Raw genomic sequence first — 16,136 nt, 5'->3', positions numbered from 1 at the left:
TTAAAGACAACGGCCTTAGCTGTCGTTAGAATGTAGCGCGTTCGTAACCCATTATTTTTAGCGGCGCCATGACAATTTAACGCCGACGGTCATAATGAGATGTGGTGGCAATGTGTTGTTTTTTCACCACCCTAACGCATTCGTCATACTATTTTAGCTACGATGACGGCCATTGATGAAGAAAAATGGCTGATAAGCGTTGAAACTAGCGATTTTCCTGCAAAAAGACAAGTTATCACAGGCGTACTAAGCGTGATCATCATTAGATATCTGGTTCGGGAAACGCTCAAAAGCCAGCTGGCTATCCTGTTCATCCTGCTACTGATCTTCTTTTGCCAGAAGTTAGTCAGGATTTTGGGTGCAGCGGTGGATGGCGAGATCCCAACAAATCTGGTTCTGACATTGTTAGGACTTGGCGTGCCTGAAATGGCACAACTTATCCTGCCCCTAAGCTTGTTTCTGGCGATTCTGATGACCCTTGGGCGGCTGTACACCGAAAGTGAGATCACGGTGATGCATGCCTGCGGCTTGGGGAAAAGCGTGCTGGTCAAGGCCGCGATGATACTGATGCTGCTGACTTCAGCGGTAGCAGCGGTCAACGTCCTCTGGTTAGGGCCGTGGTCATCGCGTTACCAGGATGAAGTCACACAAAATGCCAAAGCCAACCCCGGCGCAGCGGCGCTGGCAGCGGGCCAGTTCCAGACCTCCAGCGACGGTAATACCGTGCTGTTTGTCGAGAACGTCAAAGGCAACACGTTTGGTAACGTGTTCCTGGCGCAGCTGCGTCCAAAAGGTAATGCACGTCCCTCAGTGGTGTTGGCCGACAGCGGTCATATGGAGCAGCGCAAAGACGGCTCACAAGTGGTGACGCTGGATAAAGGCACGCGCTTTGAAGGTACGGCGATGCTGCGCGACTTCCGCATTACGGACTTCACCAACTATCAGGCGCTGGTGGGCTATAAAGAAGCCACGCTCGATCCAAATGATGCCGATCAGGCGGATATCAGCACCTTGTTTAAAACCAAAACGCCGCAGTTCCAGGCTGAGTTCCACTGGCGTTTAACGCTGGTGTTTGCGGTACTGGTGATGGCGTTGATGGTGGTGCCGCTCAGCGTGGTCAACCCGCGCCAGGGCCGCGTGTTGTCGATGCTGCCGGCGATGCTGCTGTATCTGATCTTCTTCCTGTTGCAGAGTTCGTTGCGCTCCAACGCAGCGAAAGGCAAGTTCGATCCCGCGATTTGGATGTGGGTGGTTAACCTCTCTTATCTGGCATTGGCGGTGGTGTTGAACCTGTGGGATACAGTGCCAATGCGCCGTATTCGTGGTCGTTTTAGCCGTGGAGGATCGCTCTGATGTTTAAGGTCCTTGATCGCTATATCGGTAAGACCATCTTCAACACCATCATGCTGACGCTATTCATGCTGGTGTCGCTGTCAGGCATTATTAAGTTTGTCGATCAGCTGCGCAAAACCGGCCAGGGCGCTTACACCGCGCTTGATGCCGGTTACTACACGCTGCTCAGCGTGCCGAAAGATATCGAGATCTTCTTCCCGATGGCCGCGCTGCTGGGTGCACTGTTGGGCTTGGGAACCTTGGCACAACGCAGCGAGCTGGTGGTGATGCAGGCATCGGGTTTTACCCGCATGCAAGTGGCGCTGGCGGTAATGAAAACGGCGATTCCGCTGGTGCTGCTGACCATGGCGGTGGGTGAGTTTGTCGCGCCACAGGGTGAACAAATGGCGCGTAACTACCGTGCGCAGCAGCTGTATGGCGGCTCGCTGATGTCGACGCAAAGTGGACTATGGGCGAAGGATGGCCATGACTTCATCTATATCGAGCGTATCAAAAATGATAACGAGATCGATGGCGTCAGCATTTACACCTTCACCGATCAGCGTCGTTTACTCAGCGTGCGTTATGCCGCCAGTGCGACCTGGAATAACGACAAGAAGCTTTGGGTGCTGTCGCAGGTGGATGAATCTAACCTCAGCGACGCCAAACAGATTACCGGCTCACAAAGTCTTGGCGGGGAATGGAAAACCAACCTGACGCCAGACAAACTCGGTGTGGTGGCGTTAGACCCGGATGCGCTGTCGATCAGCGGCCTGTACAACTACAGTAAGTACCTCAAGCAGAGCGGCCAGGTTTCTGGACGTTATCAGCTGAATATGTGGGGTAAAATCTTCCAGCCACTGTCAGTGGCGGTGATGATGTTGATGGCGCTGTCGTTTATCTTCGGCCCACTGCGTAGTGTGTCGATGGGTGTGCGCGTGGTGACGGGTATTAGCTTCGGCTTCCTGTTCTACGTGCTGGACCAGATCTTTGGCCCATTGAGCCTCGTGTATGGCATACCGCCGATTCTGGGTGCGCTGTTGCCGAGTGCCGCGTTCTTTGCCATCAGCTTGTATTTGCTGATGAAACGCAGTTGACAGGTCGATGGGCAGCATAAACGCTGTCACCACAGAGATTTACTCAGGTCGCCACTTATGGCGACCTTTTTTATTACCGATGTTGACTAACGAAGGGTCTGCACCAGAAGCGGCAGCTGTGATAGCAGATACAACACTAACCCAATGGTGCCACCGACCAACGTCCCGTTAATACGAATGAACTGCAAATCACGGCCGATGTTCAGCTCAATCTGCTGTGACATCTCACGCGCATCCCAGCTCTTCACGGTATCGCTGATGTGGCGCGTTAGGAATTCGGCGAACTCTGGTGCAATACTACGGGCGGCATCTTCCAGGTGCTGATTCATTGAGGTGCGCAGTGCTTCATCTGCTGCCAAGGTTTCGCCGAACCACAGCGCCGCCAGACGCACGCGCTCCTGCACGCGGGAGTCTTCACTGTTGAGGTCGGTCTTCAGCCAGCTACGTAGATCTTGCCACAGTTCGCCGATGTAACGATTCAGCGACTCATCTTCTTTCAGCCAGCTTTTAATCACCTCAGCACGTTCGGCCATTTCGGGATCGGTTTTCAGCTTCTGAATCAGGCGCTGCACGGCGCGGTCAAAGCCCAGACGCAGCTCGTGACCCTGATTGATCGCCACTTCATCGAGAATTGAATCGACGGCGTTGGCCACGACTTCAGCGCTGTGCTCACCTAGCCATTCGGTGGGCAGCATTTTGGCTTTGATCGGATGTTCGCGCTTCAGCCAGCGCACAATCTGAGTTGCGATAAACTCACGCGTGCCAGGCTTGTGCAGCAGTCGCAGCAACTGTTGCACTGCCGTATCCAGCAGTTCCTGATGACGATTATTTTTGGTCAGGCTATCCAGTAACAGCGCGCTGGATTGGGTGAGATCGACCTTATCCAGTGCACGATGCACGGCCCGGCGCAGGAAGCGCTGGATGCGTTCATCATCCGTGAGATCAAGGAAGCCGCGCATCACCTGCAACAGATGGCGACCGATACGATCGGCATTGCCCGGCGTGTTAAGCCACTGCGCCAGCATCTGCGAAGGATCGTGGCGGCGAATCAGCGCCAGCAACGAATCAGTATCGAGGAATTTTTCCTGCACAAAGCGCCCCAAATTCTCGCCGATACGATCCTTATTGCGCGGGATAATCGCGGTATGCCGCGAGATGAAGGGCACCGGCACGCGACGAAACAGCGCGACCACGGCAAACCAGTCTGCCAGCGCACCGACCATCGCCGCTTCCGCGATGGCCTTCAGGCCAAGCACCCAGAAATTAGGTGGCAGAAACAGCGTCACGACAAATGTCGCTGCCGCAATCAGCAGCAGCGCCAGTGCCAGACGCTTGCTCCGTTTGAGTTGTTGATGTTTATCCATTTCTTGAGTTTAGCAGAGGACAATTATCGACGGCGGCCGCCCATCAAACTCCCCAGTACCCCGCGAATGATCTGGTTAGTGACCTGACGCGCTGCACTTTTTGCCACGCTTTGCACCACGCCATCGCGCTTGCCACCGCGCGGTCCGGTTGAGCCAAACAAAATGTCTTTCAAGCCACCGAGAATGCCATCGTCGACCTCGACATTATTGCCTTTGGCTTCTGGTGCATTGGCCTGCTGCGGGGCGGCCTGCACGCCTTTTTGCAGCATCTCAAACGCGGATTCGCGATCCACTTCGGTGTCGTATTTTCCGTACAGCGGTGAGTTATTGATTAAGCCATTACGTTCATCCTGCGTCACCGGCCCCATGCGTGAACCGGGCGCGATCACCATGGCACGCTGCACCATCGACGGACTGCCTTTTTCGTCGAGGAATGAAATCAGCGCTTCGCCAGTTCCCAGCGCCTGAATGGCTTCTACTGTATCGAAAGCCGGATTGGCGCGCATGGTTTCGGCGGCGCTTTTCACCGCTTTCTGATCTTTCGGCGTGAAGGCGCGCAGGGCATGTTGCACGCGATTGCCTAGCTGGCCGAGCACGTTGTCAGGGATATCCGACGGGTTCTGCGTGACGAAATAGACGCCGACGCCTTTGGAGCGGATCAGACGGATCACCTGTTCTACTTTCTCTAACAATACCGGCGGCGCGTCGGTAAACAGCAGGTGCGCTTCATCGAAGAAGAATACCATCTTCGGCTTATCGAGATCGCCCGCCTCCGGCAACTGTTCATACAGCTCAGCCAGCAACCACAGCAGGCTGGTGGCATAGAGTTTGGGCATCTGATACAGCTTCTCAGCGGACAGGATGTTGATGAAGCCTTTGCCTTCACTGTCGCAGCGCATCCAGTCACGGATATCCAACATCGGCTCGCCGAAGAAGTGCTCAGCGCCTTGTTGTTCCAGCGCCAGTAAGCCGCGCTGGATGGCACCTACCGAGGCGCTGTTAATGTTGCCGTACTGTGTCTGGAAGGATTTGGCGTTATCGCCAATGTATTGCGTCATAGCGCGCAAATCTTTGAAGTCCAGCAGCAATAAACCTTGATCGTCGGCGATGCGGAAGATGATTTGCAGCACGCCCGATTGCACTTCATTAAGGTTGAGCAAGCGTGCCAGCAGCAGCGGACCCAGGTCGGATACCGTGGCGCGCACCGGATGGCCTTTCTCGGCAAAAATATCCCATACCATCACCGGATTCTTCTGGGCCTGCCAGTCGGTGACGCCAATCTTTTCCAACCGCGCCAGTAACTTTTCCGAGCCTTCACCGGCGGTCGCCACGCCAGTGAGATCGCCTTTGACGTCGGCCATAAACACCGGTACGCCGATATTGGAGAAAGACTCGGCGATTTTTTGCAGCGTCACGGTTTTACCGGTGCCGGTGGCACCAGTGATTAAGCCGTGGCGGTTCGCCATATTGGAAAGCAGGGATAACTGGATGTCAGGCGTTTGAGCAATCAGCAACGGGGTGGTCATATTTTTTCACTCGCAGGCAACAGGTTATGCCAGAAAGAATAGCAAGCGATGCGAGGGGAAGGATGAAGATTGTATTGAAAGTGTTGATGGGGGAAGCCATTCCCCCCATCAACAGAATTTACTGCTTCTGCACTACATCAAAGAACAGCAAGCTCACGCCAATCCCTTGCTGCACATGCTTGACGTTGTTCCGCACCGCCACCTGCTGCGCGCCCTGCAGCATCACCACAAACGGAGAGTTCTGCTGCACGGTATTTTGCAGGTCGGTGTAAAGCGCACGGCGTTTGGCGGCATCACTTTCGCCCGCTGCGGAACGTGTTTTGGCGCTGAGTTCCGGAATCTCCCAGCCGACACGCCACGCCAATGTTTTTGAGCCGCCCGGCACGTTGTAAGCAAAGGCGCTAGCATTGGTATTCGGGTCAACGTAATCCGCACCCCAGTAGATAAAGATCGACTGGAAATCGCGGCCGCGCATCTTGCTCCACAACTCGGATTCCGCCACCGGTTGCAACTCAATCTGCACATCCGCTTTGGCAAAGCTGGCCTGCAGCGCCTGCGCGACATCAATGTACGGCGGCTGATTGATCACCGTCAGCGCAAACTTGCTGCCCAGTTTAATCCCGCCTTTGGCTAATATCGCTTTGGCTTTCGCTACATCATAATGGAACGGTTGGTTCTCCAGCGCGCCGTCAAAGCCCTGCGGCAGGAAACTCTGATGAATGCGATACTGACCTTTCAGCAAATCTTGTGAGATGGACTGGTAATCCACCAACCAGCGCGCTGCTTCCCACAGGGCAGGATTACCCAGTGCGGGTTGCGCTTTGTTCTGCGTATTGAAGCCCAGGTAATACACCAGGCTTGAAGGGAACGCTTCGATACGCAGGTTTTTATCACTCTTCAATGCATCAATTTGATCGGGGCCAAGCTGATAAGCCACATCGACGTCGCCTTGCTGAATCAATAGGCGACGCGCCCCAGCATCGGCCACGCCTTTCAGCAAAATACGCTTCAGGTGTGGCTGCGGGTTGGCTTGCGGGTTGGCGCTCAGTACCAGTGCCTGCTGTGGCACATACTGCTGAATCGTAAACGCGCCGCTGCCAGCGGTGTTGGTGTGCAGCCAGCCATTGCCCAGATCATTATTCATCGCATGCTGCTGCACGGTTTTACTGTCCACCACCGAGGCTACCGGTGCGGTGAGCAGGCGCAGCGCCAAATCCTGACCGATCTGCGCGGGCCACTGAATTTCCAGCTGGTGATCATTCAGCACCTTAAACTGGCTAGCGATGTTCTCGTTGGTCCAGCCAAACTCGGCGAGAATAAAAGAGGGTGCTTTGTTCAACTGCACAGCACGCGTCAGTGAGAAAATCACATCCTGCGGCGTCACCGCATTGCCGCTGGAGAAGCGGGCACCCGGTTTAAGGTTAAACACCAGGCTGTGCGGCGTACTGCCACTTTGCCAGGATGTCGCCAGCAGCGGTGCCAGTTTCTGTGGCGTATCGCGATCGGCTTGCACCAGCGTCTGGTAGATATTGCGCTGCACGCTGTTGCTGACGGTTTCAAAACTTTCGGCGGGGTCGAAGCTGATGATGCCATCCAGAGGTACCGCGACCACCAGCGTGTCTTTCGGTGTGGCAGCCTGCAAGGCGAATGCACTACTCCATAAAGTGACCAACAAAATCAATGCACGCATTTATTGTTTTCCTGAGTGATAGATAAATTGACTCTATCGCTGCTGCCGCTCAGGCAAAATGCCGGTTTGTTCTGAGCTGTGCCAGAAATTAACAAATGATAACATTCGGCGATTATTTCACTTATTTTGTGCGCCGCCTGTCATTTCCAGGAAATAGATCGTTCATGTACTGGTCAATTAAGTAAATAAAATGTTATTAATGAGAATAATTCTCTTGTATGGAAGTATGATTTATTTTTATCGATTGAATTGAGCGATTATTTCTTTGCGCGATCAATTTTGGTCATTTGCCCATCCTGAATTGCTAAAAACACAGCAATTGTACGGTTAAAAGTCCAATTCATCCCTCGAAAGCCCTTTACCTGCCTGTAACCGAAATTCAACATCATGATGGTTTCTCATCAAAACACATCCTTAATTTAATTTTTACATTCAGAAATATCTGTATCCCTAAGATTGCCAGGTTCTTTACCGATTTATAAAGCCATTAACAAAAATAATTATCTTTCTTAGCAAGTGAGAGTCGTCGCGCCATGCTTCTAAATAAACCGACCACCAGACGTAAGTTTTTACTTGGGTCGTTATTGGCTTTGCCATTAAGCGACCTGGTATTGAAGGGATTGACTGCAGCGCAAGCTGCGGAAATGGCCGCACCGGAACTCGCCGATTACAAACCGATCTTTTTCAGCGCAGAGGAGTGGCAGTTTATTTTGGCCGCGACCGACCGTTTGATTCCGGCCGGTGGTAAGGGCAAAGCACCTGGCGCGCTGGAAACCAATGTGCCGATCTTTATCGATCAGCAACTGCACAGCCCAGAGTTTGGCGGCGAAATTTACATGCAGGGTCCGTTCGACGTGCACGCGCCAGCCACCATGGGGTATCAGATCCCTTACACCCCGCAAGAGCTGTATCGCACGGGCATCAAGCTGGTGGAACAGTGGACGCAGAGCACTTACAACAAATCCTTCCATGAGCTGACGCTGGAAGAGAAAGACGCGGTGCTGACCAAGGTCAACAAAAATGACGGTATCGATTTCCCGGCAATGGGTGAACCGAACCTGAAAGCCTCGCAGTTCTTTGGTCAGCTACTGGCAGATACCAAACACGGCTACCTCGCCGATCCGATGTACGGCGGCAACAAGGGCATGAAAGCCTGGATTGCGATTGGCTTCCCAGGCGCACGCGCCAGCTTCACCGAGTGGGTGAAGCAGCACAACGTGCCGTACCCGCTGGGACCGGTCAGCCTCTTGGGTGAGCGCGCTTAAGCCCACCCCCGTATTTGGTATGTGAGACAGGATTTAACATGGCACAGATTACAAAGAAAGAAGTCGACGTCGTCGTTTGCGGCCTCGGCTGGGCCGGCTCGTTGATGAGTATCGAACTGGCATTGGCCGGGCTGGAAGTGCGCGCGTTAGAGCGCGGCGGCGAACGTGATTACCCGGATTTCGCTTACCCGAAACCGGCAGATGAATACGCCTATAACGTGCGTAACAAAGTGTTCGCCACGCCGAAAGAAGTGGCGGTCACCGTGCGTTACAACATGAGCCAGACGGCACTCCCGACGCGTAAATGGGGCGCATTTGCTCCAGGTACCGGCGTGGGCGGTGCAGGTATGCACTGGACGGCGGTACTGATTCGTCCGACGCCGACCGATATCAAATTGAAGACCTACGTCGATCAGGCCTACAAACCCGGTATCCTGCAGGACGATATGCGCGTGATGGACTTCCCATTCACCTGGGAAGAGATCGAGCCGTATTACTACAAGTTTGAACTGATTTGCGGCCAGTCGGGTAACACCGGCAACCTGCGCGGTCAGATTCTGGAAGGCGGCGACCCGTTTGAAGGGCCACGTTCTGAACCCTATCCGCTGCCAGCGCTGGAAGACACGCTGAACAACGTGATGTTCAAAGACGCGGCCACCAAGCTGGGTTATCACCCGTTCCCGAACCCGTCTGCGTGCGTATCCCGCGCGTGGAAAAACCCGTACGGCAACCAGATCGCGCCTTGTAACTATTGCGGTTACTGCTCGAAATATCCTTGCCTGAACTACTCCAAAGCTTCACCTCAGACTGCGGTGATGGATGCGCTGAAGCGCATGCCTAACTTCTCTTACGAAGTGCATGCTGAAGTGTACAAAGTTGTTCTGCACGACGATGGTAAAACCGCGAAAGGCGTTCTCTACTTCGATGTGGATGGCAATGAAGTGTTCCAGCCGGCCAAAATCGTGGTGCTGTCCAGCTTCCAGCTGTACAACGTGCGTCTGATGCTGCTGTCGGGTATCGGCAAGCCGTACAACCCGATCACCGAAGAAGGTGTGGTAGGACGTAACTATGCCTTCCTGTCGAACGGCGGCGCGACCCTGTTCTTCAAAGACAAGAACTTCAACTCCTACGCCACCGCAGGCGCCACCGGCCAGATGTTCAACGACATCTCACCAGGCAACTTCGATGGCCCAGGCCTCGGCTTCCTTGGCGGCGCGAAGATCCACAGCTCGCAAGCCACCGGTACGCCAATGGCGGCAGCGCTGCCAAAAGGCACGCCGGCCTGGGGTATGGGTTACAAAGAGGGTCTGGAAGAGTGGTACAACCATTCCATGAAGATCAGCATTACGACCACTTGTCAGTCGTATCGCGATATCTATCTGGATCTGGATCCGCACTACACCGACCATCGTGGCCAGCCGCTGCTGCGCATGACGTTCAACTGGAAAGAGAACGAACTTAAGCTGCAACAGCATTTGAAAGGCATCGTGGGCGATATCGCCAAAGAGCTGAACCCAGACAGCATGAGCATGAGCTTCCTGCCGATGGGCGCGGACTTTGACCTGACCAAATACGTTTCTACTCACAACGTGGGCGGCGCGGTGATGGGCGATAACCCAAGAACTTCAGCGCTGAACAAGTACCTGCAGAGCTGGGATGTGCACAACGTGTTTGTACCGGGCGGCAACGCCTTCCCGCAAAACTTCCAGGCGAACCCGACCGATACCATCGGCGCGATTACCCTGATGGCAGCGCAGGCGATCAAAGAACACTATCTGAAAAACCCAGGTCCATTGGTACAGGCATAAGCACATGAAATTAAAATCATTGTTAATCGCTAACGCCGTGCTGCTGGGAAGCTTTGCGGTACAGGCTCATGCGGAAGATGAAGCCGCGCTGATCAAGCAGGGTGAATATCTGTCTCGTCTTGGCGACTGTATGGCGTGCCATACCGTGTCGGGCAAAGCGGATTATGCGGGTGGTCTGGCGATTGAGTCGAATCTCGGCACCATCTTCTCCACTAACATCACACCGGACAAAGAGCACGGCATCGGCAACTATAGCGAGCAGCAGTTCTCTGATGCGGTGCGCAAAGGTGTGCTGCCGGACGGTTCACGTCTCTACCCGGCGATGCCATACCCGGATTACGCTAAAATCAGCGATGAAGACATGCACGCCCTGTATGTCTACTTCATGAAAGGCGTGAAGCCGAGCAGCGAGCAGCCGGAAGAGACCAAACTGAGCTTCCCGTTTAGCCAGCGTTGGGGCATGCGCTTCTGGAACTGGGCGTTCACCTCTGACAAGCCGTTCCAGCCGATTGGCGGTGCTTCTGAAGAAGTGAATCGCGGTGCTTATATCGTGGAAAGTCTCGGTCACTGCGGCAGTTGCCATACGCCGCGCGGCTTAGGTATGAACGAGAAGGCGCTGGACAGCGGTGACGATCAGTTCCTTGCTGGTGGCAGCCTGAACAACTGGGACGTGCCGTCACTGCGTGGTTTACCGCGCTGGAGCGAGCAGGAGATCGTTGATTACCTGCAAACCGGTCGTAACGATAAAGCGGCAGTAGGCGGTGAAATGAAGTCAGTGATTGAGCACTCCAGCTCGCACATGACGGATGCCGATCTGAAAGCCATTGCCTCGTACCTGAAGTTCATCGGTGGTAACCCACCACTGCAGGCGTACAACGTGCAGAAGCAGCAGGCGACAGAAGCCAAACTGACCGCAGCGAAAAATCTGACGGAAGGTGAGCGTCTGTATATCGATAACTGCGGTGCCTGTCACTTCGTGACCGGTAAAGGCGCGCCGGGGATCTTCCCAGAACTGGATCAGGCAACCATCGTCAATGCCAAAGATCCTACTGGCTTGATCCACACTATTCTCGCTGGTGCGCAGCAGCCATCGACCGAGAAAGCGCCGTCCACACTGGCGATGCCGGGCTTTGGCAAACGTTTGACTGACGATGAAGTAGCGCAGTTGGCGACCTTTATCCGTCAGGGTTGGAGCAACAATGCCCCAGCCGTGACCAAAGATCAGGTTGCAGATGTACGTAAGTCTCTGAAGTAAAATGTTTAAATCCAGGTGCGCATTAATGCGCACCCTACCGTCTGCACGCCGTAATGATGGAACTACGCACCGCGCAATCTGGGTGCGCCATTTATGGAATTAGGCACTGTGCAATGTAGGGGCGCCATTTATGGCGCCCTGGGTTTTAATGATAAGTCCGCACCACTTCCAGTACGCCATTGATCACAAACTGCACGCCCATACACACCAGCAAGAACCCCATCAGACGCGAAATCGCCTCAATACCGCCTTTGCCTACCAGCTTCATAATGGCGCCTGAGCTACGCAGTGAAATCCACAAAATCACCGCTACCGAGAGGAAGGTCAACACCGGCGCGACCGCGACCACCCAAGCGGGAAAATCCACGCCCGATTTCACCGTTGAAGCCGAACTGATGATCATCGCAATGGTGCCCGGACCCGCCGTGCTGGGCATCGCCAGTGGCACGAAGGCAATATTCACTGTTTCGCGCTGTACGTTGGCGTCAATTTCATCCTGTTTGTGCTCGGCTTCCACGGAGTGACCCACGGGTTTGGCGGGGAACAGCATACGAAAACCAATAAAGGCGACGATCAATCCGCCTGCCATCCGCAGGCCCGGAATCGAGATACCAAAGGTGTGCAGCACCGCGTTACCGGCATACCATGCCACCATCATAATCAGGAACACGTAGATCGACGCCTGTAGAGCCTGCCGATTGCGCTCCTGGAAGTTCATATCTCCCGCGAGGCCGAGAAACAGCGCCACGGTGGTCAGCGGGTTGGCCAGCGGCAAAATCACCACTAACCCCAGCCCGATGGCTTTAAACAGTTCCAGCATGGTTTTCCCCGAATAAAAACGCGTAATACATTGCGCCGCTGCCAAACGCAGCGGCGGATTTATCGCGCTGGGTTGCTACGCATCAATGCTTCGGTGTTTCCAGCGCTTCCAGCAGCTCAGGGAAGAAATCCTCCAACAACTCTGGCGTCATCAACTCAGGGTAACTGATCAGATGCTCGCGAATACGCTCATTCACCTCTGGCAGCAGACGTTGCGCGGCGTCATTGGCGGTGATCTTTTTCTGCTTCATTAAACGCAGAACGTCATCCGGCAGGTTGTCTTCATCTTCGACTTCATCCACGCCTTCGAGATCGTCCAACTCATCGAGCATATCCATCAGCGCCTCAATTTGCGGCGTACGCGACTGATACTCGGCAGGCTTTTCGTTCTCCAGGTAGCGCAGCAGTGCGCGCACCGGTGAACCATCAGGCGTGGCGGGCGGTTCGCTGGCGAACCAATTCAAGAGATCGTGTTGGCTGACCTGGTGGACGTGATAGCCGTTATCGACTAGCTCATCGGCAAGGATGTCGGCGGTATCGTGCTCAATCAGGCAAATATGGGTGCGATTCGGAGTGAACTGCTCAAGCCACTGATATATCTCTTCAATCACGCTGTCATCGTAATTAAAGGTCTGGCTAAGATAGCTGTCATCTTGCTGGTGAACGCAGATGCGAATCAGGTCGGGATCGAAGTAAATCGCAATGTTGATGCCTTTCATGTGCGCTGTCCTGTGTGGTGCAAAATCTCACTATAGCTTCAGGCAGCGCAGATGAACATGACAACGCCAGCAGCAGTTGCTACTGGCGGGAAAAATTAACGCAAATCAGCACGATCCAAGCCGTAAGCGCTATCCAGCGAACCGGGCACCATCTGCGACAAAATCATCAGTCGGTTCCAGGTATTGATCACAGCGATCTTGAAAGTCAGTTCACTGATCTCGTTCTCCGAGAAGTGCTCACGCAGCTCAGCGTAAAGCGCTTCATCTACGCCATGTTCACCAATACGGGTGAGTGCCTCAGTGAGCGCAAAGGCAACTTTCTCACGCGCACTGAACAGCGGAGATTCACGCCAGATTGAGACATGGTGCAGACGCAGTTCGCGCTCGCCGTCAATTTTCGCCTGTTTGACATGCATATCGAGGCAGAAGGCGCAGTGATTCAGCTGTGAAGCACGAATGTCGATCAGATGCTTCAGTGACTTTTCCAGCGCCGTATTGGCCACCGTATTGGAGAAATCAGACATCGCTTTGGCCAGTGCTGGCGCAGTTTTAAAATGGTTAACGCGTGAAGTCATGATGCTTTCCTCATTCAGAATAAACGGTCAATCGCTTGCAGAGCTTGGGGTAATGCTGTGTCACGGCTGATGGGATCGTGGGTGCCATCAACGCGAATAAAGTGCACATCGGTGATGCCGACGTACTCCAGCGCCACACGGATATAGGGCGTGAACTGGTCATCCTGCACAAAGGGACCCTGAGCAAACACGCTGCCGCTCGCAACCACGCTGTAAACTTTTTTGCCGTTAACCAGCCCGACTTTGGTGCCTTCCGGGGTAAAGGCGAAGGTCCTTCCGGCGCGGGTAATATGGTCGAACCAGGCTTTCAACACCGACGGCAAACCGAGGTTCCACATCGGTGATGAGATGACCAAGGTGTCGCAGGCAAACAGCTGATCCACCAGTGTTTCGGAGGTCTGAATGGCGGCACGCTGTGCATCGCTGCGCTCCTCAGGACGGGTAAAAAAGGCGCCAATCGTGAATGCGTCAAGGTGTGGCAGCGGGTGCTGGGCCAGATCCAAAAAGGTTTCTTCCAGATCGGCATGCTGTGCGCGCAGTTTTTCCACCAAGCGCGCCGAAGCGATACGTGAGGCCGATCCGGCGAGATCCGGGCTGACCTGAATGTGCAGCAGTTTCATAAATTTTCTCCCTCAGCGAGATCGCGATAAAAGTGCAGTCCCAACGCGCTATAACCGACGCGTTGATAAAATTTTTGTGCCCGATGGTTATTCAGCGCCGTGTCGAGCACGATGCGGCCACAGCCTTGCTCTCGAGCCTGTTCCGCCAAGCCGTTGAGCAGCACGGCACCCAAGCCCTGGCTGCGGGTGGTGGCGCTGGTGACCAAATCATCGACGTAGCAAAAACGGCCATGAATAAAATTTTCCAGCAGGCGATAGCCTGCCAACGCCACCGGTTGGCCGTTGCGTTCGATACCCACCAGACGATAGCCCTGTGATTGCTGACGCTGCGCCTGCGCAATAAATGCGGCTTCATCGGCCAGCTTAGAACGCAGTTCGCACATCAACGGATAGCAGCGCGCCAATTCGATGGGCGTAGCGTAATGAACAATTTTCATGACGGCCTGTGTGTAGTTGTGGGGTTGATGGGTGCATCTTAAACTTCTATGTCTGAGGGAAAAGGGTCAATATGAGTGAAAACAGGTAGGACATGGCGCATCGCATTTCTTGCGACATGGAGAATGAGCGAGAGATAAACGTGGGCTACAAAGAAATCTACATCCGTTATCGTCATCAAATCCTGGAAGGGCGCTTAAAGCCGGGCGACCGGGTGCCCGCGATCCGTGTGCTAGCCAATGAATTACAGGTGGCGCGCAAAACCGTGGAGGCCGCCTACGAGATCCTGATTGGAGAAGGATACTTTGTCAGTCAGGGGGCCAAGGGCACGCGCGTGAACCCTGCGCTGAATCTTGGCGAAGCCGCACTGCTCAGCACCGCGCCACCTTCTACAGTGCTGGAACATCCTGTGATTGAAAGCAAAGGCGAGTTGCGGCTGGGCATTCCCGCACTGGATGAGTTCCCGCACAAGAAGTGGCTACTGATCTCAGGCAAAGCGGCGCGCACGCTGCGGCCCGATGAGATGATCATGCCCGCCATCATGGGCTACCCGCCACTGCGCGAGGCGATTGCCAGCTACCTCAATATTTCGCGCGGACTCAACTGCCAGCCAGAGCAGATCTTCATCACCACCGGCTATCGCGCGAATCTGCGGCTGATCCTGGCGGTGCTGGCGCATCCTCACGACAAGGTGTTATTTGAAGATCCCGGCTATTTCTTCGGGCAAAAACTGCTGAAGCGTATTGCGCCAAACCTGAATTACGTGCCGGTGGATCGTGACGGTGTTGATGTGGATTTCCTCCAGCGTTACCACGCGGACGCACGCTTTGCGGTCGTGACGCCCACCCATCATAGTCCTCTGGCCGTGACCCTATCGCTGCCACGTAAACATCAGTTGCTGGAGTGGGCGCAGCAGAATAACAGCTGGATTATTGAGGATGATTACGACGGTGAGTTTCACTACACACGCAAAGTGATTCCCGCGCTGAAAAGCCTCGATGTGCATGACCGGGTGATCTACACCGGCACCTTCAGTAAAACCATTATGCCTGCCATGCGCGTGGGCTATCTGGTGATGCCGCAAGAGACCGTTGAACGTTTCCGTGAGCTGGGTGAGATACTGGAAACCGGTATGCCACTGCTGCCGCAGAAAATTTTGGCGCAGTTTCTCAGTGAAGGGCACTTCTATCGCCATATCAAGAAGATGCGCATCCTGTACCAGCAACGCCGCCGCATGATGTTAGATGCGCTACAGCACTGTTTTCCTCAGCTGTTTGAGTTTGAGCTCACGGATGGTGGCATGCACATTGTTGCCTTTCTGCGGCTTGGCATACAGGACGTGGCATTGGCGGAGATATGGCAGCGTCATCAACTGCGCGTGTTGCCGCTCTCAGGCTGGTATACGCAAACGCAAAAACGTTATGGGCTGGTGGTGGGTTACACCAATATTCGTTCGTATGAGCAAGCGGTCGGTTTACTGGAGCAAGTGGTGGAGGAGACCGGTGCCTTGATGCGGTAGCGATGTAATGTATTGCGTAGTGCTTGTCACTTAAGTGCATTTTGGTCGCCATGAATGACGCCTCTACATTGTCCGGTGCGGTTTTCGTAGGGTGCGCATTCATGCGTACCGG

The 16,136-nt window shown here is 54.3% G+C and carries 14 protein-coding genes; 6 read left to right on the top strand and 8 right to left on the bottom strand.

What is annotated here, in order from left to right; translation table 11 throughout:
- Window positions 1-252 precede the first annotated feature (252 nt).
- Window positions 253-1,353: an LPS export ABC transporter permease LptF gene (gene lptF, locus F3J38_RS14330; RefSeq protein ID WP_167139439.1), complete on the top strand. Its 1,101-nt coding sequence runs from the start codon at window positions 253-255 to the stop codon at window positions 1,351-1,353.
- Entirely contained in the window at window positions 1,353-2,429 is a 1,077-nt protein-coding gene (lptG, locus tag F3J38_RS14325) for an LPS export ABC transporter permease LptG (protein WP_167139434.1), read from the top strand. The genes lptF and lptG overlap by 1 nt, the downstream gene beginning before the upstream one ends.
- Window positions 2,430-2,515: 86 nt before the next feature.
- Here the strand turns inward: lptG and F3J38_RS14320 are convergent, their stop codons facing one another.
- The 3 genes from F3J38_RS14320 to F3J38_RS14310 all read right to left on the bottom strand — a co-directional run bounded on the left by F3J38_RS14320 (window position 2,516) and on the right by F3J38_RS14310 (window position 7,009).
- Window positions 2,516-3,793, bottom strand: a complete 1,278-nt coding sequence (locus F3J38_RS14320; RefSeq protein WP_167139433.1) for a DUF445 domain-containing protein — start codon at window positions 3,791-3,793, stop codon at window positions 2,516-2,518.
- 23 nt (window positions 3,794-3,816) lie between these two features.
- Window positions 3,817-5,319, bottom strand: a complete 1,503-nt coding sequence (locus tag F3J38_RS14315; RefSeq protein ID WP_167139431.1) for a helicase HerA-like C-terminal domain-containing protein — start codon at window positions 5,317-5,319, stop codon at window positions 3,817-3,819.
- A 118-nt stretch (window positions 5,320-5,437) separates the two neighbouring features.
- Window positions 5,438-7,009 (bottom strand): ABC transporter substrate-binding protein, encoded by a 1,572-nt coding sequence (locus F3J38_RS14310; RefSeq protein WP_167139429.1) that lies wholly within the window; start codon window positions 7,007-7,009, stop codon window positions 5,438-5,440.
- A gap of 533 nt (window positions 7,010-7,542) precedes the next feature.
- On the opposite strand from F3J38_RS14310, the gene F3J38_RS14305 reads away from it, so the two are divergent.
- From F3J38_RS14305 to F3J38_RS14295, 3 genes are read left to right on the top strand one after another with little or no spacing between them, the layout of a single operon-like run.
- Complete coding sequence (locus F3J38_RS14305) at window positions 7,543-8,274, top strand: gluconate 2-dehydrogenase subunit 3 family protein (protein ID WP_167139427.1); 732 nt, start codon at window positions 7,543-7,545, stop codon at window positions 8,272-8,274.
- A 38-nt stretch (window positions 8,275-8,312) separates the two neighbouring features.
- Window positions 8,313-10,082, top strand: a complete 1,770-nt coding sequence (locus F3J38_RS14300) for a GMC family oxidoreductase (RefSeq protein ID WP_167139425.1) — start codon at window positions 8,313-8,315, stop codon at window positions 10,080-10,082.
- A 4-nt stretch (window positions 10,083-10,086) separates the two neighbouring features.
- Entirely contained in the window at window positions 10,087-11,337 is a 1,251-nt protein-coding gene (locus F3J38_RS14295; RefSeq protein WP_167139423.1) for a c-type cytochrome, read from the top strand.
- A gap of 145 nt (window positions 11,338-11,482) precedes the next feature.
- Here F3J38_RS14295 and F3J38_RS14290 read toward each other — a convergent pair whose 3' ends face one another.
- The 5 genes from F3J38_RS14290 to F3J38_RS14270 form a co-directional block, all read right to left on the bottom strand.
- The gene (locus F3J38_RS14290; protein ID WP_167139421.1) at window positions 11,483-12,157 is read right to left on the bottom strand and encodes a MarC family NAAT transporter; all 675 of its coding nucleotides are present in this window, start codon (window positions 12,155-12,157) and stop codon (window positions 11,483-11,485) included.
- Window positions 12,158-12,239: 82 nt separating this feature from the next.
- Window positions 12,240-12,875 (bottom strand): hypothetical protein, encoded by a 636-nt coding sequence (locus F3J38_RS14285; protein ID WP_167139419.1) that lies wholly within the window; start codon window positions 12,873-12,875, stop codon window positions 12,240-12,242.
- Window positions 12,876-12,970: 95 nt separating this feature from the next.
- A complete protein-coding gene (locus F3J38_RS14280; RefSeq protein WP_167139418.1) occupies window positions 12,971-13,450 on the bottom strand; it encodes a carboxymuconolactone decarboxylase family protein in 480 nt (159 codons plus the stop codon).
- 14 nt (window positions 13,451-13,464) lie between these two features.
- On the bottom strand, window positions 13,465-14,070 hold the full coding sequence (locus F3J38_RS14275) for an FMN-dependent NADH-azoreductase (protein ID WP_167139416.1): 606 nt from the start codon (window positions 14,068-14,070) through the stop codon (window positions 13,465-13,467).
- Window positions 14,067-14,507, bottom strand: a complete 441-nt coding sequence (locus F3J38_RS14270) for a GNAT family N-acetyltransferase (protein WP_167139414.1) — start codon at window positions 14,505-14,507, stop codon at window positions 14,067-14,069. Before F3J38_RS14270 ends, F3J38_RS14275 begins: the two co-directional genes overlap by 4 nt.
- 134 nt (window positions 14,508-14,641) lie before the next feature.
- Between F3J38_RS14270 and pdxR the strand changes: the two genes are divergently transcribed.
- The gene (gene pdxR / locus F3J38_RS14265; RefSeq protein ID WP_167139939.1) at window positions 14,642-16,024 is read left to right on the top strand and encodes a MocR-like pyridoxine biosynthesis transcription factor PdxR; all 1,383 of its coding nucleotides are present in this window, start codon (window positions 14,642-14,644) and stop codon (window positions 16,022-16,024) included.
- Window positions 16,025-16,136: the final 112 nt, after the last annotated feature.

The sequence above is a fragment of the Candidatus Pantoea formicae genome (genome assembly GCF_011752625.1).
Lineage (GTDB): Bacteria > Pseudomonadota > Gammaproteobacteria > Enterobacterales > Enterobacteriaceae > Pantoea > Pantoea formicae.
Note: the sequence above shows the minus strand (reverse complement) of the source record. Positions and strands in the feature narration are given on the sequence as shown.

Coding starts and splice junctions, on each gene's coding strand:
- lptG (WP_167139434.1), top strand. CDS start 1,353: ATGTTTAAGGTCCTTGATCGCTATATCGGTAAGACCATCTTCAACACC.
- F3J38_RS14320 (WP_167139433.1), bottom strand. CDS start 3,793: ATGGATAAACATCAACAACTCAAACGGAGCAAGCGTCTGGCACTGGCG.
- F3J38_RS14315 (WP_167139431.1), bottom strand. CDS start 5,319: ATGACCACCCCGTTGCTGATTGCTCAAACGCCTGACATCCAGTTATCC.
- F3J38_RS14310 (WP_167139429.1), bottom strand. CDS start 7,009: ATGCGTGCATTGATTTTGTTGGTCACTTTATGGAGTAGTGCATTCGCC.
- F3J38_RS14305 (WP_167139427.1), top strand. CDS start 7,543: ATGCTTCTAAATAAACCGACCACCAGACGTAAGTTTTTACTTGGGTCG.
- F3J38_RS14300 (WP_167139425.1), top strand. CDS start 8,313: ATGGCACAGATTACAAAGAAAGAAGTCGACGTCGTCGTTTGCGGCCTC.
- F3J38_RS14295 (WP_167139423.1), top strand. CDS start 10,087: ATGAAATTAAAATCATTGTTAATCGCTAACGCCGTGCTGCTGGGAAGC.
- F3J38_RS14290 (WP_167139421.1), bottom strand. CDS start 12,157: ATGCTGGAACTGTTTAAAGCCATCGGGCTGGGGTTAGTGGTGATTTTG.
- F3J38_RS14285 (WP_167139419.1), bottom strand. CDS start 12,875: ATGAAAGGCATCAACATTGCGATTTACTTCGATCCCGACCTGATTCGC.
- F3J38_RS14280 (WP_167139418.1), bottom strand. CDS start 13,450: ATGACTTCACGCGTTAACCATTTTAAAACTGCGCCAGCACTGGCCAAA.
- F3J38_RS14275 (WP_167139416.1), bottom strand. CDS start 14,070: ATGAAACTGCTGCACATTCAGGTCAGCCCGGATCTCGCCGGATCGGCC.
- F3J38_RS14270 (WP_167139414.1), bottom strand. CDS start 14,507: ATGAAAATTGTTCATTACGCTACGCCCATCGAATTGGCGCGCTGCTAT.